The organism is Albimonas marina, from assembly GCF_029223255.1.
In the GTDB taxonomy this organism is placed as follows: Bacteria; Pseudomonadota; Alphaproteobacteria; order Rhodobacterales; family Rhodobacteraceae; genus Albimonas.
The window spans coordinates 752,423-771,120 of sequence record NZ_JARHUC010000001.1 but is presented as its reverse complement, the minus strand read 5'-3'; the positions used below and the strand labels follow the sequence as shown (position 1 = coordinate 771,120).

At 67.5% G+C, this 18,698-nt stretch carries 21 protein-coding genes and 1 tRNA gene; 18 read left to right on the top strand and 4 right to left on the bottom strand.

The window, feature by feature from the left end; genetic code table 11:
• The first annotated feature begins 173 nt into the window (after positions 1–173).
• The 11 genes from P2H44_RS03400 to P2H44_RS03350 all read left to right on the top strand — a co-directional run bounded on the left by P2H44_RS03400 (position 174) and on the right by P2H44_RS03350 (position 8,191).
• The gene (locus P2H44_RS03400; protein WP_275762004.1) at positions 174–1,304 is read left to right on the top strand and encodes a tyrosine-type recombinase/integrase; all 1,131 of its coding nucleotides are present in this window, start codon (positions 174–176) and stop codon (positions 1,302–1,304) included.
• An 11-nt stretch (positions 1,305–1,315) separates the two neighbouring features.
• Entirely contained in the window at positions 1,316–1,735 is a 420-nt protein-coding gene (locus P2H44_RS25485) for a helix-turn-helix domain-containing protein (RefSeq protein ID WP_345798971.1), read from the top strand.
• The gene (locus P2H44_RS03390) at positions 1,732–2,109 is read left to right on the top strand and encodes a hypothetical protein (RefSeq protein ID WP_275762003.1); all 378 of its coding nucleotides are present in this window, start codon (positions 1,732–1,734) and stop codon (positions 2,107–2,109) included. Before P2H44_RS25485 ends, P2H44_RS03390 begins: the two co-directional genes overlap by 4 nt.
• A 224-nt stretch (positions 2,110–2,333) precedes the next feature.
• On the top strand, positions 2,334–2,567 hold the full coding sequence (locus P2H44_RS03385) for a MerR family transcriptional regulator (protein ID WP_275762002.1): 234 nt from the start codon (positions 2,334–2,336) through the stop codon (positions 2,565–2,567).
• Positions 2,564–4,771, top strand: coding sequence for a bifunctional DNA primase/polymerase (locus P2H44_RS03380; RefSeq protein WP_275762001.1), 2,208 nt, complete (start codon positions 2,564–2,566; stop codon positions 4,769–4,771). The genes P2H44_RS03385 and P2H44_RS03380 overlap by 4 nt, the downstream gene beginning before the upstream one ends.
• A gap of 667 nt (positions 4,772–5,438) precedes the next feature.
• On the top strand, positions 5,439–6,023 hold the full coding sequence (locus P2H44_RS03375; protein WP_275762000.1) for a hypothetical protein: 585 nt from the start codon (positions 5,439–5,441) through the stop codon (positions 6,021–6,023).
• A complete protein-coding gene (locus P2H44_RS03370; protein ID WP_275761999.1) occupies positions 6,016–6,252 on the top strand; it encodes a hypothetical protein in 237 nt (78 codons plus the stop codon). Before P2H44_RS03375 ends, P2H44_RS03370 begins: the two co-directional genes overlap by 8 nt.
• Before the next feature lie 167 nt (positions 6,253–6,419).
• The gene (locus tag P2H44_RS03365; RefSeq protein ID WP_275761998.1) at positions 6,420–6,932 is read left to right on the top strand and encodes a hypothetical protein; all 513 of its coding nucleotides are present in this window, start codon (positions 6,420–6,422) and stop codon (positions 6,930–6,932) included.
• A gap of 238 nt (positions 6,933–7,170) precedes the next feature.
• Complete coding sequence (locus P2H44_RS03360; RefSeq protein ID WP_275761997.1) at positions 7,171–7,734, top strand: hypothetical protein; 564 nt, start codon at positions 7,171–7,173, stop codon at positions 7,732–7,734.
• A gap of 14 nt (positions 7,735–7,748) precedes the next feature.
• Positions 7,749–7,916, top strand: a complete 168-nt coding sequence (locus tag P2H44_RS03355) for a hypothetical protein (protein ID WP_275761996.1) — start codon at positions 7,749–7,751, stop codon at positions 7,914–7,916.
• Positions 7,913–8,191 (top strand): hypothetical protein, encoded by a 279-nt coding sequence (locus P2H44_RS03350; protein WP_275761995.1) that lies wholly within the window; start codon positions 7,913–7,915, stop codon positions 8,189–8,191. Before P2H44_RS03355 ends, P2H44_RS03350 begins: the two co-directional genes overlap by 4 nt.
• Positions 8,192–8,302: 111 nt before the next feature.
• Here the strand turns inward: P2H44_RS03350 and P2H44_RS03345 are convergent, their stop codons facing one another.
• Positions 8,303–8,659, bottom strand: coding sequence for a ribbon-helix-helix protein, CopG family (locus tag P2H44_RS03345; RefSeq protein ID WP_275761994.1), 357 nt, complete (start codon positions 8,657–8,659; stop codon positions 8,303–8,305).
• 121 nt (positions 8,660–8,780) lie between these two features.
• Between P2H44_RS03345 and P2H44_RS03340 the strand changes: the two genes are divergently transcribed.
• From P2H44_RS03340 to P2H44_RS03330, 3 genes are all read left to right on the top strand, one after another.
• Positions 8,781–9,518 carry a hypothetical protein gene (locus P2H44_RS03340; RefSeq protein ID WP_275761992.1) on the top strand — a complete coding sequence of 246 codons (738 nt, stop codon included), beginning with the start codon at positions 8,781–8,783 and terminating at the stop codon, positions 9,516–9,518.
• A gap of 76 nt (positions 9,519–9,594) precedes the next feature.
• A complete protein-coding gene (locus P2H44_RS03335) occupies positions 9,595–10,923 on the top strand; it encodes an XRE family transcriptional regulator (protein ID WP_275761991.1) in 1,329 nt (442 codons plus the stop codon).
• The gene (locus tag P2H44_RS03330; RefSeq protein ID WP_275761990.1) at positions 10,892–11,983 is read left to right on the top strand and encodes a beta family protein; all 1,092 of its coding nucleotides are present in this window, start codon (positions 10,892–10,894) and stop codon (positions 11,981–11,983) included. Before P2H44_RS03335 ends, P2H44_RS03330 begins: the two co-directional genes overlap by 32 nt.
• Positions 11,984–12,086: 103 nt before the next feature.
• On the opposite strand, the gene P2H44_RS03325 is transcribed toward P2H44_RS03330, so the two are convergent.
• Together P2H44_RS03325 and P2H44_RS03320 are read right to left on the bottom strand one after the other, a co-directional pair.
• Positions 12,087–12,162, bottom strand: a tRNA-Lys gene (locus tag P2H44_RS03325).
• Between the two features lie 112 nt (positions 12,163–12,274).
• A complete protein-coding gene (locus P2H44_RS03320) occupies positions 12,275–13,048 on the bottom strand; it encodes an SDR family oxidoreductase (protein WP_275761989.1) in 774 nt (257 codons plus the stop codon).
• 186 nt (positions 13,049–13,234) lie between these two features.
• Between P2H44_RS03320 and P2H44_RS03315 the strand changes: the two genes are divergently transcribed.
• The 3 genes from P2H44_RS03315 to P2H44_RS03305 are packed head-to-tail and all read left to right on the top strand — an operon-like array spanning position 13,235 to position 15,239.
• Complete coding sequence (locus P2H44_RS03315; RefSeq protein WP_275761988.1) at positions 13,235–13,588, top strand: YciI family protein; 354 nt, start codon at positions 13,235–13,237, stop codon at positions 13,586–13,588.
• A gap of 24 nt (positions 13,589–13,612) precedes the next feature.
• The gene (locus P2H44_RS03310; RefSeq protein ID WP_275761987.1) at positions 13,613–13,963 is read left to right on the top strand and encodes a YciI family protein; all 351 of its coding nucleotides are present in this window, start codon (positions 13,613–13,615) and stop codon (positions 13,961–13,963) included.
• 7 nt (positions 13,964–13,970) lie between these two features.
• Positions 13,971–15,239, top strand: a complete 1,269-nt coding sequence (locus P2H44_RS03305; RefSeq protein ID WP_275761986.1) for an RNA polymerase sigma factor — start codon at positions 13,971–13,973, stop codon at positions 15,237–15,239.
• Between the two features lie 63 nt (positions 15,240–15,302).
• Here the strand turns inward: P2H44_RS03305 and guaA are convergent, their stop codons facing one another.
• Positions 15,303–16,865, bottom strand: a complete 1,563-nt coding sequence (gene guaA, locus P2H44_RS03300) for a glutamine-hydrolyzing GMP synthase (RefSeq protein WP_275761985.1) — start codon at positions 16,863–16,865, stop codon at positions 15,303–15,305.
• A 195-nt stretch (positions 16,866–17,060) separates the two neighbouring features.
• Here guaA and P2H44_RS03295 point away from each other — a divergent pair, with 195 nt between their 5' ends.
• Positions 17,061–18,665: a trimethylamine methyltransferase family protein gene (locus P2H44_RS03295; protein ID WP_275761984.1), complete on the top strand. Its 1,605-nt coding sequence runs from the start codon at positions 17,061–17,063 to the stop codon at positions 18,663–18,665.
• Positions 18,666–18,698: the final 33 nt, after the last annotated feature.

Below are 18,698 nucleotides of genomic sequence, written 5' to 3'. Positions count from 1 at the left end.
CCCGCTGATTAAGAGTTCGCACGATCCAGTTATGCTGAGGCATATTCAGGTAAATCGTGGTCCGCGCCCCCTTCTATTCTTGACAATATAGCGCTCATCGAGAGCAACCGAAGGCAGTCCAGAACTATGCCGGTTCGGTGCTCGGCGCTGTGTTTGTTCGAGGAGGCGGCAGGATGGCCGTGACTAAACTTACCGAGGCCAAGATACGGGCCTTGCCGCTAGGCAGCGGGATCTGGAGAGACACCGAAGTCAAAGGCTTGATGGTCATCTGCCACAAGACGACCAAGTCCTATGCCTGCCAGGGCGACGTGCGACGGAACGGGCGGCATGTGCGCACCGTGAGGGTCAAGATCGACAGGACCGACAGGATCGGCCTGGCCGAGGCCAAGCGCAGAGCGAAGGCCATTATGTCCACCATCCAGTCGGGGGTGGACCCTGCGGCCAAGCCTGAGGAGACCGGCATCACGCTGGAGAAGGCGCTTGAAGCCCATATCGCCGAGCGGGACCTCTCTCCTGCTACGGTCAAGGGATATGGCTACCACCTCGACCACTACCTCGCCCGCTTCAGGAAACGGGCGGTGGCCGACATCTCGAGGAGCGAGTGCCGAGAGCTCTTCGAAACCCTCGAGCGCAAGCATGGCCGCACCACCGCCGCCTCAGTGATGAGGACGGTTCGGGCATCCATCAATACGGCGATGCGGCTGGACGAGAGCATCCAGGGCAATCCGGTCGAGGCCTTGCGCCTGCCGACCACGCCGAAAAGGCAGGTGGACGAATTGGACCTGGCGGCGTTCTGGTCCAGCACCGATGCTCTTTCGCCCGTCATGCGCGATCTTCAGCGGGCGTTCCTTCTGACAGGGGCCAGGCGATCCTCCTTGCTGAAAGCGCGTCGGGCCGACTTCGACCCTAACCGCCGCATCCTGACCTTTACCCATATGAAGACGGGCGGGTCGCTCATGTTTCCGACTGGACGCTGGCTATCGCAGGCGCTCGAAAACAGAATGCGGGAAGATGAGCCGCTGGCTTCGCTTTGGATATGGCCAAGCCCGTCCAGCGCCAGCGGCCACATCGAGGAGCCCAAACGCAGCGGCATCCCATCGCCTCACAGGCTTCGCCACGTCGCCAGATCCATGATGATCGCCGCAGGCGTCGGATACGCCGAGTCCGCCCTTCTACTCGGTCAACGCCTGCCAGGGGCGACGGGCGGCTATGTGCATCCGCAGATGCTCGTCGAGAGCCTCCGCCCTCACGCCCAGGCCTTCGAGGACCTGGTCCTGAAGGGAGCGGCGGTCACGTCCGCCTAGAGGGCGAAAATATGCGAAGGGGGTTGCAAACGTTAGTATCTTCCCCCTCGCACGCTTCGGTATACCTCAACACACCTCTGCATGCCTCGACGAACATTGACGACAATCACATGAAACACCGCTCTCTCGATCTCGCCTTCGGCGGCGAGTGGGCGGCTTACGACACTGAACGCAGGGGAACATCGTATGAAACCCTTATGCGGGATACTTGCATGTCTGTCGGAAACGGCTCTCTTGAGGGTGCCGAAACCTTCACATCCCCCTGGATGGACACCAACGCCGCCGCCTCTTACTTGACGCTCCGCCCCGCGACGATGAGGGTGTGGCGGAGCCAGGGGAAGGGCCCCAACTACAAACTCGTCGGCGGGCGCCTCGTGCGCTACCACCGAGACGACCTCGACGCCTTCGCGCGTGGGGAGGTCCAGCGATGAGGACCTCGGAGAAACCGCCCGCGGGGTCGCTGAACGACTGGCCCATCGACGACTGGAACGCCTGCGTCTACCTCATGAATAGGTCGGCGGAAATCCTGTCGCGCCACCCGCCGTTCAAAGACGAAGGCGATGCGAGGTTCGCGGTTCGCCAGAGTCTGGAAGACGCCGCCGAAGATGCGGGCCTAGGCAAGTATCACTGGCTGGTCGACAATATCCTCGCCAGCGTGTGGGGCATCTTCTACGTGCGCTCGGGGGACTACTACTCCGACGCCAAGGGGCTCCTGAACTCGAACCGGCCTCTAGATCTTGAGCACCTCGGCCCAGAGGTCTTCGAGTGGGCGCGTCGCATCGAGAGCGGTCGGGCGGAGAGCTGATCGAAACTCCTGCAGGTGAGCGAACAGGCCTCAGGCAGCCAGCGTCTTGCGCTCCGCTGCGCTCCGCTGCGCTTCGCTGGTCACCCGCAAGAGTCGAACTCGACATTCTGAAGAACGTCGGCGCGGTGGTCCAGCAACACCACCGCGCCGAATGACAGTTTGGACAACTGACCGCCCAACCCCTGCGCCTTGGAGCTAGGCGCCCAGAACCTACAGGGTCGAACATGGACTATGATAACGCGCCCGCTCGCGCAGAAAAACCAGCGAAACACGCTTGGCTCGACGCGCGGGAAGCCGCCGAATTCTGCGGCCTGACCGTCGCTACGATGGCCCAGTATCGCAGCCTTCGAAAGAAGGACCTCGAGTATGGCCCCGCGTTCGAGCGCGTCGAGGGCGCCATCTTCTACGCCCAGGCCGAGTGCGAGGCTTGGCTCCAGCGGCGGAGGGCGGGCAAATGATGTCCGTCGATACGTCGCAAATGCGCCCGCTGGCCGACGCCGGCTTTCCCCTGATCCCGCTTCACCCTTGGAACCGAACCAGCCGCGACAAGCAGGGGCGGGACAGAAAAGACGGAAAGCGTCCACGTGACAAAGACTGGGTTCGACGCTCCTATGTCGCGGACCAGGTCATGGCCGAAGCGGCGAAGACGGGGATCAACGTGGGGGTTCGGCTGGGCTCCGAGCACCTGGTCATCGACTACGATCCTCGCAATGATCCCAGCGGGACGGCCTTCGACGAGTTGATCCTCTGGACCGGCGCCGATCCTCGGCTTTGGCCCGCCGTTCGAACCGGCGGCGGCGGTCTCCATATCTACCTGACCAAGCCCGTCGAGGTCCTGTTGATCGACAGCCTGGAAGCCTTTCCGGGCGTCGAGTTCAAGACCAGGGGCAGGCAGGTCGTGGCCCCCGGATCGATCCATCCGGAGCAGGGCAGGCCGTATGAGTGGCTGAGGGTCGAAGGCGTGTGGGAGGCCGATCCCGACGACATCTTCCTGGGCCTGCCCGAGGCGCCGGAGGCCATCCTCGACGTCGCCCGCAGGCCCGAGCGGTCCGTCGGCGCCCCCGTCGATCCTGGCCACCATACGGCCGAAGAGCTGGCGGAGATGCTCGGCGCGTTGGAGCCTGGGAACTTCCAGGACCATGCGGCCTGGTTCACCCTCATGCAGGCCTGCCATCATGCCACCGCCGGCGAAGGCAGGACGGAGTTCGTGGAGTGGTCCACCGGCGACCCCAGGTATGCGGAAGACGCCTGGATCATCGGCCGCAGGTGGGACAGCCTGGACGCCTCCAGGGCGGACGGCGTGACCTATCGCACGCTGCACAAGGCGCTGCGCGACGCCGGCCGCGAGGACGCTATCCCCGGCATGACGGGGGACGCCGCGGACGACTTCGACGACGACCTCGAGGTCGACCTAGGCGCCGAGGCGCCGAAATCGCCCAAGGACCACATGGCCGAATGGGTCTTCGTGGCGGACGCTATGCGCTTCGTCCGTCGCGAGGATCTCAAACAGTTCAAGCCGGACCAGTGGAACTCGCTCTACGCCAGCCTGGACCCAGAGCACAACCTGGTGTCGCGGGTGTATAAGGGGAAGACGCCGGTCAGGCGTTTCGAGGCTATGGCCTACGTTCCCGCAGCCAAGGAGGTTCTGGGGAAATCTACCTACAACCTGTGGCGACCGTCTGGCGTGGCGTCCAGGGAGGGCGACGTCTCCGTCATGGAGGGGCACCTGGAATACCTCTTTCCCGATCCGGTCGAACGGGGCCACGTGCTGGACTTCATGCACTTCGTCTGCTGCCGTCCGGAGTTGAAGGTGATGTTCGCCCCGCTCATCCAGGGGCAGCAGGGCACGGGCAAGACGGCGCTCGGCGTCTTGCTGAAACGGATCATCGGCGCGGCCAACGTAGCCGAACCCAGCCCTGACGAGCTCCGTGAGAGGTGGACCAAGTGGCAGGAGGGCGCGTCCCTAGCCATCGTCGAGGAGCTGATGACGAACGGCCGCCTTGAACTGGCAAACAAGCTGAAGCCCGTCATCACCAACGAAACCCTGCGCATCGAAGACAAGGGGGCGCCGCTCTACTCGATCCCCAACCACCTGAACATGATGTGCTTCACCAACCACAAGAACGCCATGCGGCTTGAGGAAGGGGACAGGCGATGGCTGGTGATCTTCTCGCCCGCCGAACCTCGCGAGGCCTCCTACTACGAGAGGCTGTGGTCCTTCATCGAGAGCAAGGACGGCCCCGCCGCCTGGAAGCATCGGCTCGAAAGGCACGCGCCCAAACTGAACCCGAAGGGCCGCGCGCCGATGACGACCGCCAAGGCGGAGATGCGGGAAGCCTCGATGAACGAGGTGGAAAGCACAGTCGCAGAGTGGATGGCCTCGAGGACCGGCCCATTGCGGCACGACCTGTTCCGCTTCGAGGATGCATGGGCGGCGCTTCCCGCTTCGACCCGTCCGCACAAGTCCGCCCTGAAGCTCGCGCTCCAGGCCGCCGGATGCGAACGCCATACCAGGCAAACCAATCCCAGCCTGCCCGCGGTTATGCTCTGGTCCGTCCAGGATCACGACAAATGGAAGGAGGCGGGGGCGGCCGACAGAACGCGCGCCTGGATGGACATGCAGGGCATCGCAACCAAGGAAGAATTCGACCTCCTCAATTGAGGCGGAAGGGCCAAGACACCTAGGGCAGACGTGTCTTGCTACATGTCTTGCCATGGGGTCTTGGCATTTTTCTATTCATTTCATGACCTTATGTTGAATAATGCACCAAGACACCTAGAAGTAGTAGTTATATATAAATTGATCGTAAGCGCGTTGCCCCCTCAGGCATTTCGGTGCACAGCGTGGTTTCGGTGCACGGCGTCCGTATATGACTTAGAGCTAGATGTCTTAGGCGCCTAGGTGTCTTATTCTGACTAAAGCAATGAAATAAAAAGATAAAAGGCAAGTCGCCTAGCTTTTCCCCTTGGTGCATTAGAGACGCTTTGGCGTATTGCCCCTCGCTGAATTTCCCGCCAGTGCGCGCCTAGTCTTCACCCCTGCCTCGCGTCCCATCGACCTTTTTTTTCGGCGAGGCGTTACAGGGGGCGCAGGGGTTGCAGGGGCTACAGGGGCTTAATTGCTGGCTTACTAGGCGCCCGCATGACGGCAATCTGCTTCGCGCACGCGCATGGTCGCCGCGTCCGCCCTCTCAGTCCCCGCCGAACCTGGAGGCCCAGGGATCAAGGATCAGAGGGCGTCGCGCCCAGAAGTCCTTCATGGGCAATGGGTTATGCGCCGCCAGGCCTCGCGAGCACAGAGTTGGACACCGAGCGGAGGGTCGAGAAGGATGGGCGATAGTCACAACAGGGCGGCGGATCGGATCATCCCGCTTCCGGGCGACAGTCCCGCCATCCTGGCCGTCCCTGAGCGCGCCGACGAATTTCTGGCGCTGGTCCTAGATACTGGAGGGAACCTTTCGGACGCGTGCCGCAGGGCGGGCATGAGCAGAGTGGCCCTGTATCGGCACAGGGAGCGGGACCCCGAGTTCGGCCGGCGCCTCCAGCAGGCGCTCGCCTTCGCCTCGCAGGATCGGGCGACCCGGCTTGGCTTCAAGGTGGACCAGCATATCGAGATGCATCTCGACGGCGGGTGGGAATACAAGCGCGATGGCGACGGCAACTATGTCCTCGACGACGGCTTCGAGAGGATCAAGGTCAGCACCATCCCCCTGCGGGACCTGAACGGGACCCGGCGGGAAATGCGATCCGCTCTCGAGCCCCCTTCTTCGCCGGTCACCAACGTCGTCTCCATCAATTCGACGCCCCACGTGACGGAGCGGACCCATAAGGTCGTTCTCGTCGACCCTGATGGGAACCGCATCGATGCAGGCGGGGCGGAAGACGCCGAATGCGAGGAGCTGGACCATGGCTGACGTCTATGTCCAGTTCGTCGGCGCCGACGGGTGTTACAGGATGGCAGGGGTTCGCGTCAGATGCGCCCCGGGGAACGGCGTCGGATCGCTCAGGGATGAGGCCGAACGGGGAGTGGTCACACCCTTGGCGGAGGAGGGTGACAGGGAGATCGTGGCGGGGCTTGCCGGCCGAGATCTTCGCCCCTTCGTCGAGAAGCTCCCCGTGGCGAAGGCCATTCCGCGTTCCTGAGCGCGTCGTCCCGAAAGGCGTCGCCCGGGGCGATAGGGTGGCCCCTGGGGCCCGAGGCGCTCGAAGTCTGAGGAAGGCGCTACTCGGGCGCTCGAGCGTTCTTGGACGATCCTGGGCGCTTCATTCGACGGTCTACGCGGGCCGCCGCGACGCAATATGAGGCAGGCATGACACCGTCGCTAGAGGATAAACGCCGGCTTGAAGAGGTGCTGGCGACCAGCGCCACGAAACGCGAGGCCGCGGAACGGTTGGGCGTGACTCCCTCCTACGCTCGGGACAGGGCCGAGAAGGCGGGTTTGCTGGAGACCTGGCGGGGTCTTCCCTCAGGGCTCGCCTTCGCGGGCCCCTCTTGCGGCGGCCTGCCGACTGCCACCAAACGGCAGGCGGAAGCGGACGCCCTTATCGCCGAAGCTCTTCAGGACGCTCCGCTGGACCCTCTAGCCAGCCAGGCCTCAAGCATCGTGGGGCTGCTTCTGGCCGCCTACGCGATTACCGGCAGCATAGCCTTTCCTCGGGGCTGGGTGAGAGGAGTCATGCTGGCGTTCGAGCGCGAGGGCCTGAGGGTCCCCAGCGCCCACAGCGTGCGATGGTATAGGTCCAAGTTGAACGCCGACCCGCTCTTCTTCGCCAGCATCCCCAATGTCGACCTGCAACTCCTGGAAGACCTCGTTTCGAGGTAAGAAACAGGCGGGGCGGCGCGACCCGAGAACTTTGGATCAAGAGCTCAAGGCCTCCGTGGCCCAACGAAACAAGGCCCTTTGACCTTCCCCCATCGACTGAGCACCGAACCAGGCACCGTTTTTTGGCGCCGAGGCGGCAAGCGCTGGCTTACGAGCCGATTTCGGCGACGACATGCTCGTCAGGTATCGCCCGCATGCATGCGGGCGCGATGTGAAGAACGAGCAGCCGAGAGCAGACATGCCCGAGACCGAACAATCGCTGGCCGCCCGCGCCAAAGTCCTTGACGACGAGGTCGCCCGGCTGGATGGCGAGATCGCCGAGCGCGTGGCCGACGGCGAGGGCCAGAGCGAGCAGGTCGCCGAGATGCGGGCGAAACGCCGGCGCCTCCTCGGCGAGCATTCGGACCTGGGCGAAGCGCTGGCCGTCCTTCGGCGCCGGCGAGCGGACGAGGCCGAGAAGGCGCAGGAGCAGAACCGCCAGGAGGCGCTCGTCAGGATGCACGCGCAGGTGGACGAGTTCCTCGACGCATCCTCGGCGATCGACGAGGCCCTCGAAGCCTTGGAGGATGCCCACAACAGGCTGCACCTCGCGTCGCTGGACCTCTCGCGCTCCGCGCGGATGGCGGGCGAGAGCGACGGCGGTCGGCTCTCGAACGCCATCGGCCCCGCGATGCGCTGGGCCGCTTGGCATAGCGCGCCCGGCGCCAGCAAGGACATGCAGGTTCCGCGGGCCACCGGCGCCCGTCAGCGCCCCCTTCGCAAGAGCCTTGAGAATGTGATCCCCACGGTCGCGAAACGATGAAAGGGCAAGCCGTCATGCAGGACAAGTGGACCCACGGGCAGGCGACCAAGGAGCGGCGGATCATCGACGCGCTGGTCGAGCAGGCCGAAGAGCACGAGCGGAAGGGCTCCGAGCTTCGACGGGACATCGAGGGGCGCGCGGCGCGCCTGGAGCAGCTCAAGCCGGAAGGATGGGTGCGATGAGCGCGGCGGAACACCTGGCGATCCTGGAGGCCTTGGAGGACTCCGTCGCGAAGTCCACCAATCGCCTCCGCGACCTGCGCAAGCGCGCGGACGACCTGTATCAGGAGCGGGTCCAGGAACTGATGCAGGAGCACGGCTGCGACATGCACAAGGCGAACTACCTCGCGGCCACCGATCCGACCGCGAGCCGCGCCTATCAGATGTCGCTCGAGATCGCCGAGGACGAGATCGCGGAGACGCGGGCCGGCCTGGCCGCGGCCGCCCCTCTGCGCTGATCGCTCCCAGCAGCGTATTCGGGATAGGAGAGGGACCCCTCTTCCTGCTCGTTAGTCTGGTCCCGCTCCTACGCGCCCGCGATCAAACTTGAAGGATCGCGGGCGCCATTCTCATTTTAGCGCCGAGGCCGCTTTGCGCCTGGCCTCGACCTGAGAGATCACAGACAGCCCCCTGCGCTTCATGTTGGACCGATACCAGGCCACCGAAGCTAGGGACGTCTTGGCGTCTGGAAGGCGCCGCCTCACCTCCGTCAGGACCGCTTCGTTGGTGAGACCCTGGGCCAGCAGGCTCTCAGCCAACTCGCCAACGTTGCGGACCTCTCCCACGGCGCCATCGCCTAACACCGAGGCTCTGAGGCGATCCCGAATGACATCCGCCAGCGAACGACCGGCTTCCTCCGCTTCGAGCGCGAGGGCCTCGTAGAGATCGTCATCCAACGAAACGCTGAGCCTGTGCGATCGCCCCATAGTGGCCTCCAACATTTTTTGTGAGAACTGCACCACATGAGGATTGCCGTCCAGTCCAGTTATCTGAGAAAACCGCACCGCTCGCACCACTCGGTGCGGCTACAGGTGATTCTGAGGAAGGATGAGCAAGATGGAAAACTCGATCCCGAGCGCCCCCGCACCCACGGGCGACGCGCTTCAGGCCTTTGCGACGCTGGTGCGAGGGTTGGAGAACGCGTGCGATCAGGCGCGCCGTTCACTTGAAGATGGTTGCTGCGGGAGCCCGCAAAGGGGGCTCGCGAAGCCCGCAGAGCACGACACGATCCATTCATCGGCTCCGATCCCCGGGGCCTTTGACGGGACTTCGATCATGGCCAAGACCACCTATCTCGCCGTCGCCCCCGACGGCTCCCAACACACGCGCACGACCGACAGGGATTACACTCACGCCGTCCTGGTCGAGGGCCCGGATGGCTGGGGCGTCCTCGGCTTCTGCGGCCGGCTGGACCTCGCGCAGAAGAAGCAGGCCGAGCGCTCGGGGGCGATCATCGTCGAGGCGGTCCCCGCGAACTCCCGGGCGCTCGGCGCTTCGGCGCCTGACGCTGACGAGTCCGAGGTCGCCGAAAAGACCGAGCCTGCCAACGAACCGGCCGAGGGCGCTTCCGAAGCCGAGCCGACCGAACCGAAGCGGACCATCGGCCGGTTGGTTGAGGCGCTCCTGATGGACGAGACGCTGGATTATGCCGCCATCGTGGAGAGGGTGGTCGCTGAGTTCCCCGACGCCAAGACGACCGCCCGCTCGGTCGCCTCCGTCGCCGCGGTCCAGCGCAAGAAGGGCGTGGACATTCCCAAGCGGCGGAAGGCCAAGTCTCCGAGCTGAGCCCGCCCGCCGGCCCTTGCACCCAACTTATCCGCTGTGTAATTGCCCACAACGGATAAGTTGGGTAAGGTGGCGTATGGCGACGATTGGAATCACCCTGAACGAGAGAGATGCGCGCGAGGCCAGGGCGCGGGTCGCCCGGCTGTCGGAGGCGCTCCAATCGGAGCATGCGCTGGCTCCGGTCGTGGCCGGCCTGCCGCCCGAGGTCGTCTCTCAGGTCGCCGGGATGATGAAGGCGGAACGCGAGCGCCTGGTCGAGATGATCACGGCCTACGAGGAGGCCAAGGAGACCCAGCGGCCGACTGCCTTGAAGGCGCTGGTGAACCATGACTTGGGCCTGATGCTGATCGTCGCGAGGATCGCCAACGGGTTCTCTCAGAAGGAACTCGCGTGGCGCCTCGGCGTGAAGGAGCAGCAGGTCCAGCGGTGGGAAGCGGATCGCTATGGGGCGATCAGCCTGAAGAATTACCACCGCGTCGCCGCCCTCCTCGGTGTTCGCCCCTGGGCCGATCTTCCGGACAAACGAGAATTCCGCGGCCTAGACAAGGTGATCGACGGCGTCTCCAAAGCCGAGATCAAGAAGATCCTCAAGCATGGTCGCGACGCCGGCTGGTTCGGCGAAGACTTCAGCGAAGCTGAGCTCCGGAGGTATGTGGCGGAGAACCGGATCGACTACGGGAGCCCCGGCCTTCTCCGCACAGGGCTGAACGTCGTCGACCATACGGAAGACATCCTGCTCCACGCCTGGCGCGCCCGCGTCTCTGTGCGGGCTCGGGAACAGTTCTCGAGCATCGCCGAGTCGCATGATCCCTTCGAGCTGACTTGGCTGCCCGACCTCGTGCGCTTGAGCAGGGAGGCGAAGGGGCCTTTGAACGCGTCTGCGATGCTGGCGGAGAAGGGCGTCGTGCTCGTCGTCGAGCCTCAAATCCCTGGCCTGAGGATCGACGGCGCCGCCTTCATCGTCGAGGGCCGACCGGTGATCGGGTTGACCTTGAGAACCGATACGGTGGACAATTTCTGGTTCACGCTTCTCCATGAGATGGCGCACGTCACGCTGCATTTCTCGACGGGATTGGCCACCGGGTTTTTCGATCAAACGGATAGGGAAGTTTCCGTCGACGAGCAGGAAGAAGAAGCGAACCGCTTCGCCTCCAATCTGCTCATTCCTGAAGAACGCTGGCGCCGTTCGGCCGCCCGCATCGCCAAGTCGGCCAAAATCATAGAACGCTTCGCCGACGAACTAGGAATCCATCCGGCAATCGTTTTCGGGCGGATAAGAAAGGAGCGGGGCGATTGGACCCTGTTCTCCGACAAAATTGGGAGGAACACCGTGAAGAAACTGTTCGTGGGCGAAGTCCAGAAAGGAAAACGCGATGCTCCCCTACTACCCGACCCTGAGAGCTAAACCCGGCGAATTCACCGCCTGCGGTCACACCGCGGCCCGCTATCGAGTCCACATCAAGCCCCGGTTCGTCATCCCTCCGGCGACCGAGGCCGATCCGGAGAAGGGGCGGCCCCCGACCCTGGACGAGATCGCCCATATGATGGGCGAGCGGCTCGGCAAGAACTGGCCTCGTCACGATGCGTTCCTGGACCCGCAGTTCGTGGCCGAGACGCTCGGGGACGATGGGACCGAAAGGCTCTTCCGGGTGGCGACCGCCGTGAATCCCCTGCTGGTTCCGGTGCTCCGCCTTCCCGAGCTCCACAACCCCGTCAAGCGGCGGCTGCTGCGTCCCGGCGAGGTCAGGGCCGCCATCTATCTCGGCTTCGAAGACGCCGCCGATCCCGACGAAGTGCTCGAAGGCGTCCGCTCGCTCGGCCTCCAGCCTCAGGAGTGCGTCCTGTTCGTGGACTTCACCGAGACGGCGCTGGGCGAGGACGCGGCCCCGAGCATCGCGGAGATTTTCGACCGTCTCGACGAAGTGGGCCCCTGGAGCAAGATCGTCTATCAGGCCTCGGCCTATCCCGCGAAGCTCCCGGTCGGTCCCAACGAAAAGACGCTGATCGCCAGGCTGGAGTGGACCACCTTCCTGGCCGTGCTCCGTGAAACTGGGATCCAGCCGAATCGGCTCGCCTACGGCGACTTCGGCGCTGATAGCGGGCGCATGGTCTTCAAGACCGGCAAGGGCGGACGGCCGCGACCCCACCTGCGTTACACGGGCAGGACCCACACCCTGGTCGTTAGGGGAAGCGACGCGGGGAAATTCACCCCCACCATGCGCAAGGTGTGCCGGCAGATCATCGATAGCGAGGAGTTCGGAGGTCGGGGTTTCTCCTACGCCGACGACCGGATTTGGCGGAACGCCAAGGACCTCACCGACACCTGCGGCGACGCCACGGGGTGGCGCGAGCTCAATACCGCGCACCATCTGGCCAGGGTCATCAGGGACCTGGGCGAACTGTCCGGCATCTCTTTCGAGGACGACGAGGTGGCCGAATTCGCCGAACAGGGCACGCTCCTGTAAGCCGAACGGCTCGATTTCGCGCCAGAGCGGTGCTTATTCGGTGCTTGGTTGTCCGCTGGACCTCGGCGGCAGCGCCTAAGGCGCTGTTACGCTTAAGGTTTTTTGGTGGGTGATGTAGGGCTCGAACCTACGACCCGCTGATTAAGAGTCAGCTGCTCTACCAACTGAGCTAATCACCCGTCGGCGGGCGAGATAGCCGGCTGGCGCGGGCGATGCAAGAGGGGCGGGGCGGAAAAAACCGCTCCCTCCCCGCACGTCATGCATAACGGCTTCCCGCCGGGCGCCGGGGGCTCAGGGCCGGGCGCACATTCCGCCGTCGAGCGTGACCACCACGCCGGACGTGTAGCCCGAGCGGTCGGAGGCCAGGAACGCCATCAGGTCGGCCACCTCGCGCGGGTGCGCGGCGCGGCCCTGGGGGAGGGCGTCCATCTGCTCGCGCCAGCGGCTTTCGTCGCCGTAGGCGTCGAGCGCCCGGCGCTTCATCAGCGCGACGATCCGGTCGGTCTGCACCGGGCCGGGGTTGATCCCCACCACCCGCACGCCGTGGTAGAGGCTGCGCCCCCCCAGCGCCCGGGTGAAGGCCATCAGCGCCGCGTTCCCGGTCGAGCCGGTGATGTAGCCCGCGTCGAACCGCTCCCCCGCCGCGCCGATGTCGTTGACGATCACGCCGGCGCCGCGGGCCTGCATCTTCGCGTAGATCAGCCGGGTGAGGTTGATGAAGCCGAAGACCTTCAGCTCCCACGCGTGGCGCCAGGTCTCCTCGTCGATGGCGTCGAGCGATCCGCCGGGGATGTCGCCGGCGTTGTTGATCAGGATGTCGCAGTCCCCCGCCGACTCGGCCAGCGCGGCGAGCTGCTCGCGGTCGCGCAGGTCCGTGGGGTGGGCGGTCGCCTCGATCCCGTGCTTGGCGCGAAGCGAAGCGCAGAGCGACTCGAGCGCCTCGGCGTTGCGCGCGGCGAGGGCGAGATGCGCGCCCTCCTCGGCGAAGACCTCGGCGGCGGCGGCGCCGATGCCCTTCGACGCGCCGGTGATCAGCACGCGCTTGCCGCGCAGGTTCAGGTCCATGGACGTCCTCCCGATGGTGCGCCGCGCTGCGGCGGCCTCGGCGCATGGTGGCGCGGGGCGCGCGGCGGCGCCAGAGTCGGCGCGGAGCGGCCGCGGCCGGGGACCAAGAAATTTTCGCGCCCCTGTCCGTCCGCCCCTCCGCCGGACGTCATGGACGCATCGACGCCATCCAAGGGAGCGACCCCGATGCAGTATCTTCTGATGATCCATTCCGACGAGATCGCCTACGCCGCCCAGCCGCCCGCGGCGCTGGCAGCCTCCCGCGCGGCCTACATGGCCTATACCGAGGCCCTGCGCGGCGCCGGCGCGCTGGTCGCGGGCGAGCGCCTGCAGCCCACCGCCACGGCCGCCACGGTGCGGGTGGGGGAGGCGGGGACGCAGGTCCTCGACGGGCCCTACGCCGAGATGAAGGAGCAGTTCGGCGGCTACTACCTGATCGAGGCGCCCGACCTCGACGCCGCCATCGCCTGGGCCGCGAAGTGCCCGGGCGCGAGCCACGGCGCGATCGAGGTGCGCCCGCTGTTCCCCATGGCCGCCTGAGCGCGCGCGGACGGAGAATCCCCCATGCAGTACATGCTGATGATCTACCACGAGGAGGGCGGCTGGGACCGCCTGACCCCCGCCCAGCAGGCCGAGGGCATGGCCGCCTACCGCGCCTACGCCGAGGCGCTGACCGCCGCCGGCGCCCTGGTCGGGTCGGAGCGGCTGCAGCCGACCGCCACCGCCACCACCGTGCGGGTGGCCGACGGCGAGACCCGGGTGCTCGACGGTCCCTACGCCGAGACCAAGGAGCAGTTCGGCGGCTACTACATCGTCGAGGCCGCGGACCTGGACGCGGCGCTGGACTGGGCCGCCCGCTGCCCCGGCGCGCGCCACGGCGTGGTCGAGGTGCGCCCGCTGTGGACGATGGGCTGAGGCCCCGATGAGCGACCGCCCCGCGCCCGGGCCGACCGACGCCGCCGCCGCCGCGGCGGCCGAGGCCGCGGCGCGGGGCGGATACGGCAAGCTGGTGGCCTTCCTCGCCGCCCGCTCCGGCGACCTGGCGGGGGCGGAGGACGCGCTGGCCGACGCCTTCGCCTCGGCGCTCGCCGCCTGGCCCCGGACCGGCGTGCCGGAGAACCCCGAGGCCTGGCTGCTGACCGCCGCCCGTCGCCGCCTGATCGACGCGGCCCGCGCCCGGGCCCGGAGGTCCGAGGCAGCAACCCGCCTGCGCCCCCTGCTCGAGGGGCTGGAGGCCGCGGGCGACGGCGAGGCCCTGCCCGACCGGCGGCTCGCGCTGATGCTCGCCTGCGCGCATCCCGCGCTCGACCCCGCGCTGCACGCGCCCTTGATGCTTCAGACGGTGCTGGGGCTGGACGCGGCGATGATCGGGGGCGTGTTCCTCGTCTCCCCCGCGGCGATGTCCAAGCGGCTGTCGCGGGCCAAGGCCAAGATCCGCGACGCGGGCGTGCCCTTCGCCGAGCCGGGGGCCGAGGAGCTGCCTGCGCGCCTCGCGCCCGTGCTCGACGCCGTCTACGCGGCCTATGCCCAGGGCTGGAGCGATCCCCAGGGCGCCGATCCCGCGCGGCGGGAGCTGGCGGGGGAGGCGCTGTTCCTCGCCCGCCTTGTCGCGGGCCTCGCCCCCGCCTCGGCCGAGGCGCAGGGGCTGCTGGCGCTGATCCTGCACACGCTGGCCCGGCGGGAGGCGCGGCGCGACCCGCAGGGCCGCTACGCCCCGCTCGACGCCCAGGACCCGGCCCGCTGGAACGGGGCGATGATCGCGGAGGCCGAGGCGGTGCTGCGCCGGGCCGCGGGCCTGGGCGTCCTCGGGCGCTACCAGCTCGAGGCGGCCTTGCAGTCCGCCCATGCCGACCGCCGCCGCTACGGGCGCGACACGCGCGCGGAGACGGTGGCGCTCTACGACGCGCTGCTGGCAATGACCGGCTCCCCGGTGGTCGCCGCGAACCGGGCGATGGCGGTGGCGGAGCTGCGCGGCGCGCAGGAGGGGCTCGCCCTGCTTGAGGCCGCGGCGCAGGACCCGCGCCTCGCGGCCTACCAGCCCGCCTGGGCGGCGCGGGCGGAGCTTCTGGCGCGCCTCGGCCGGCGGGCGGAGGCGGCGGAGGCCTGCCAGCGGGCCGCCGGCCTCGCCGCCGACCCCGCGGTGCGCGCCTACCTGATGGAGAAGCTGGCGGCGCTGGAGGCCGGGGGCTGAAACGAAACCGGCGCGACGGAGGGGACCGTCGCGCCGGAGATCAGCCCCGCGGGGGCGAGGGGATCACTCCCACTCGATGGTGCCCGGAGGCTTGGAGGTGACGTCGTAGACCACCCGGTTCACGCCCTTCACCTCGCCGATGATCCGCGTCGCGGTCTCGCCCAGGAACTCGTGCGGGAACGGGTAGTAGTCGGCGGTCATGCCGTCGACCGAGGTCACCGCGCGCAGCGCCAGCACCGATTCGTAGGTGCGCCCGTCGCCCATCACGCCCACGGTCTGGACGGGGAGCAGCACGGCGAAGGCCTGCCAGATCTCGTCGTAGAGCCCGTGCTTGCGGATCTGGTCGAGGTAGATCGCGTCGGCCTTGCGCAGGGTGTCGAGCTTCTCGCGCGTCACCTCGCCCGGGCAGCGGATCGCGAGACCCGGGCCCGGGAACGGGTGACGGCCGATGAAGCTCTCGGGCAGGCCCAGCTCGCGGCCCAGCGCCCGGACCTCGTCCTTGAAGAGCTCGCGCAGCGGCTCGACCAGCTGCATCTTCATACGCTCGGGCAGGCCGCCGACGTTGTGGTGGCTCTTGATCGTGACCGAGGGGCCGCCGGAGAAGCTCACCGACTCGATCACGTCCGGGTAGAGGGTGCCCTGGGCGAGGAAGTCCGCGCCCCCGGCCTCGGCCGCGTGCTTGTCGAAGACGTCGATGAACAGGCGCCCGATGATCTTGCGCTTCCGCTCGGGGTCGGTGACGCCCGCGAGCTCGCCCAGGAACAGCTCGCTCTCGTCCGCGTGGACCAGGGGGATGTTGTAGTGGTCGCGGAACAGGGTCACGACTTCCTGCGCCTCGTTCAGGCGCATCATCCCGGTGTCGACGAAGACGCAGGTCAGCTGGTCGCCGATGGCCTCGTGGATCAGGACCGCGGCGACGGAGGAGTCCACGCCGCCCGACAGGCCGCAGATCACGTGCTTGTCGCCCACCTGGGCGCGGATCTTGGCGATCGCCTCGTCGCGGTAGGCGGCCATGGTCCAGTCGCCGGTCAGCCCGCAGACGTTGTGGGTGAAGTTGCGCAGGATCAGCTTGCCGTTCGGGGTGTGGTGCACCTCGGGGTGGAACTGGACCGCGTAGAAGCGGCGCGCATCGTCGGCGATGGCCGCGAAGGGGGCGCCGGGCGAGGTGGCGATGATCGAGAAGCCCTCGGGGATCTCGGCCACCGAGTCGCCGTGGGACATCCACACCTGCTCGGACGCGCCGACCTCGGCCAGCCCGTCGAACAGCGGGTGCTTGGCGCCGACGTTCAGGTAGGCGCGGCCGAACTCCCGCACGTCGTGCGGGGCGACCTTGCCGCCCAGCTGCTCGACCATGGTCTGCTGGCCGTAGCAGATGCCCAGGACGGGGACGCCCAGGGACCAGAGGGCCTCGGGGGCCCTCGGGGAGCCCGCGTCGAGAACGGAGGCGGGGCCCCCGGAAAGGATCACGCCCTTGGGCGCCAGCGCGGCGAGCTTGTCGCCGTCGAGCTGGTTGAAGGGGTGGATCTCGCAGTAGACCCCGCTCTCCCGCAGGCGGCGCGCGATGAGCTGCGTCACCTGGGAGCCGAAGTCCACGATCAGGATGAGGTCGTGCCGCGTGGTCGTCATGGCGCCCGATACGCGCGTGCGCGGATTGTGGCAAGGGCGCGCGAGGGCGCAGGGGCGGCGGGCGCGGGAGGCGCATGTCGCAGATGCGCGGATGCGCTTCGCATTCGTGACGCGATCGAAAGGACGCGGCCGCTAGGTTCCGCCCGAGACGATGCGCCCGGTCCGGGCGCCCCAGCCTATCGCGGAGGTCCTGCCATGGCGGACGGCGACGACGTGTTCTCCAACGGCTCCGAGCCCGTCGCGGCCTCCTCCGACGGCGCCGCGCGCGCCGGGCGCCGCGCCCGCGGCGGCGGCGGCGCCGCCCGCCGGGCCGAGCGCACCGCCCGCCGGGTGATCACGGCGCCGCGCATCTCCCGCGGGATTCCCGACTTCGAGGTGCTGAACGCCGAGGCCATCGAGATCATCGAGCGCAACGCCGAGACCGTGCTCGAGGAGATCGGCGTCGGCTTCGTCGACAACCCCGCGGCGCTGGCCCGCTGGCGCGAGGCCGGGGCCGACGTGCAGGGCGACCGGGTGCGCATCCCCCGCGGGCTTGCGCGCAAGCTCTGCGCCACCGCCCCCGCCACCTTCGAGCAGATCGCCCGCAACCCCGAGCGGGGCGTGATGATCGGCGGGCGCGACCTGGTGCTGGCCCCTGTCTACGGCCCCCCCTTCGTGCGCGACAGCGAGGGCGGGCGGCGCTACGCGACCATCGAGGACTTCCGCAACTTCGTGAAGCTGACCTACAGCTCGAAGTGGCTCCAGCACTCCGGCGGTACCGTGTGCGAGCCGACGGACGTCGCCGTCAACAAGCGCCATCTCGACATGCTGCTGGCGCACATGACGCTGTCGGACAAGCCCTTCATGGGCTCGGTGACGGAACCCTCCCGCGCCCGCGATTCGGTGGCGATGTGCGAGCTTCTGTTCGCGGCCGACGGCGGCCTGAACGACCGCACGGCGATGACCTCGCTGATCAACATCAACTCGCCCCTGAACTTCGACGCGACCATGATGGGCGCGCTGGAGGTCTACGCGGCCGCCAACCAGGCCTGCATCGTCTCGCCCTTCATCGTGGGCGGCGCGATGGCGCCGGTCTCGGTCGCGGGCACGCTGACCCAGGTGCTGGCCGAGGTGATGGCGGGCATCGCCTACGCCCAGCTGGTGCGCCCCGGCTCCCCGCAGCTCTTCGGGGCCTTCGTGACCTCGATCGACATGAACTCCGGCGCGCCGACCTTCGGCACGCCCGAGGCCTCGATGATCCTGTGGGGCGCGGGGCAGCTGGCGCGGCGGCTCGGCGTTCCGTTCCGCTCGGGCGGGGGGCTCTGCGGCTCGAAGCTGCCCGACGCGCAGGCGGCCTACGAGACGGCGAACACGCTCAACGCCGCCCTGCTGGGGGGCGTGAACTTCATGCTCCACGCCGCCGGCTGGCTGGAGGGGGGGCTGGTGAGCTCCTACGAGAAGTTCGTGATGGACGACGACCAGCTGGGCGCGCTGCACCAGGTGGCGAAGGGCATCGACATCTCCGAGGAGGCGCAGGCCATGGACGCGATCCGCGAGGTCGGTCCCGGCGGGCACTACCTCGGCTGCCAGCACACCCAGCGCAACTTCAAGACCGCGTTCTGGCGCTCGGACCTGCTGGACTACAAGCCCTACGAGACCTGGTCCGAGGAAGGCGCCCGCGACACCCAGCGCCTGGCCGAGGCGCGGGTGAAGAAGCTGCTGGGCGAGTACGAGGCCCCCGCGATGGACGAGGGCGTGCGCGAGTCGCTCGAGGACTACGTGACCCGCCGCAAGGCCTCGGAGCCCGACAGCTTCACCTGATCCGGCCCGAACCTGACGCCCGGCGCAGCCTCG

What these genes read in the sequence shown, in the direction of transcription:
- P2H44_RS03400 (WP_275762004.1), top strand. Translation starts at nt 174, where the DNA reads ATGGCCGTGACTAAACTTACCGAGGCCAAGATACGGGCCTTGCCGCTA.
- P2H44_RS25485 (WP_345798971.1), top strand. Translation starts at nt 1,316, where the DNA reads ATGCGAAGGGGGTTGCAAACGTTAGTATCTTCCCCCTCGCACGCTTCG.
- P2H44_RS03390 (WP_275762003.1), top strand. Translation starts at nt 1,732, where the DNA reads ATGAGGACCTCGGAGAAACCGCCCGCGGGGTCGCTGAACGACTGGCCC.
- P2H44_RS03385 (WP_275762002.1), top strand. Translation starts at nt 2,334, where the DNA reads ATGGACTATGATAACGCGCCCGCTCGCGCAGAAAAACCAGCGAAACAC.
- P2H44_RS03380 (WP_275762001.1), top strand. Translation starts at nt 2,564, where the DNA reads ATGATGTCCGTCGATACGTCGCAAATGCGCCCGCTGGCCGACGCCGGC.
- P2H44_RS03375 (WP_275762000.1), top strand. Translation starts at nt 5,439, where the DNA reads ATGGGCGATAGTCACAACAGGGCGGCGGATCGGATCATCCCGCTTCCG.
- P2H44_RS03370 (WP_275761999.1), top strand. Translation starts at nt 6,016, where the DNA reads ATGGCTGACGTCTATGTCCAGTTCGTCGGCGCCGACGGGTGTTACAGG.
- P2H44_RS03365 (WP_275761998.1), top strand. Translation starts at nt 6,420, where the DNA reads ATGACACCGTCGCTAGAGGATAAACGCCGGCTTGAAGAGGTGCTGGCG.
- P2H44_RS03360 (WP_275761997.1), top strand. Translation starts at nt 7,171, where the DNA reads ATGCCCGAGACCGAACAATCGCTGGCCGCCCGCGCCAAAGTCCTTGAC.
- P2H44_RS03355 (WP_275761996.1), top strand. Translation starts at nt 7,749, where the DNA reads ATGCAGGACAAGTGGACCCACGGGCAGGCGACCAAGGAGCGGCGGATC.
- P2H44_RS03350 (WP_275761995.1), top strand. Translation starts at nt 7,913, where the DNA reads ATGAGCGCGGCGGAACACCTGGCGATCCTGGAGGCCTTGGAGGACTCC.
- P2H44_RS03345 (WP_275761994.1), bottom strand. Translation starts at nt 8,659, where the DNA reads ATGGGGCGATCGCACAGGCTCAGCGTTTCGTTGGATGACGATCTCTAC.
- P2H44_RS03340 (WP_275761992.1), top strand. Translation starts at nt 8,781, where the DNA reads ATGAGCAAGATGGAAAACTCGATCCCGAGCGCCCCCGCACCCACGGGC.
- P2H44_RS03335 (WP_275761991.1), top strand. Translation starts at nt 9,595, where the DNA reads ATGGCGACGATTGGAATCACCCTGAACGAGAGAGATGCGCGCGAGGCC.
- P2H44_RS03330 (WP_275761990.1), top strand. Translation starts at nt 10,892, where the DNA reads ATGCTCCCCTACTACCCGACCCTGAGAGCTAAACCCGGCGAATTCACC.
- P2H44_RS03320 (WP_275761989.1), bottom strand. Translation starts at nt 13,048, where the DNA reads ATGGACCTGAACCTGCGCGGCAAGCGCGTGCTGATCACCGGCGCGTCG.
- P2H44_RS03315 (WP_275761988.1), top strand. Translation starts at nt 13,235, where the DNA reads ATGCAGTATCTTCTGATGATCCATTCCGACGAGATCGCCTACGCCGCC.
- P2H44_RS03310 (WP_275761987.1), top strand. Translation starts at nt 13,613, where the DNA reads ATGCAGTACATGCTGATGATCTACCACGAGGAGGGCGGCTGGGACCGC.
- P2H44_RS03305 (WP_275761986.1), top strand. Translation starts at nt 13,971, where the DNA reads ATGAGCGACCGCCCCGCGCCCGGGCCGACCGACGCCGCCGCCGCCGCG.
- guaA (WP_275761985.1), bottom strand. Translation starts at nt 16,865, where the DNA reads ATGACGACCACGCGGCACGACCTCATCCTGATCGTGGACTTCGGCTCC.
- P2H44_RS03295 (WP_275761984.1), top strand. Translation starts at nt 17,061, where the DNA reads ATGGCGGACGGCGACGACGTGTTCTCCAACGGCTCCGAGCCCGTCGCG.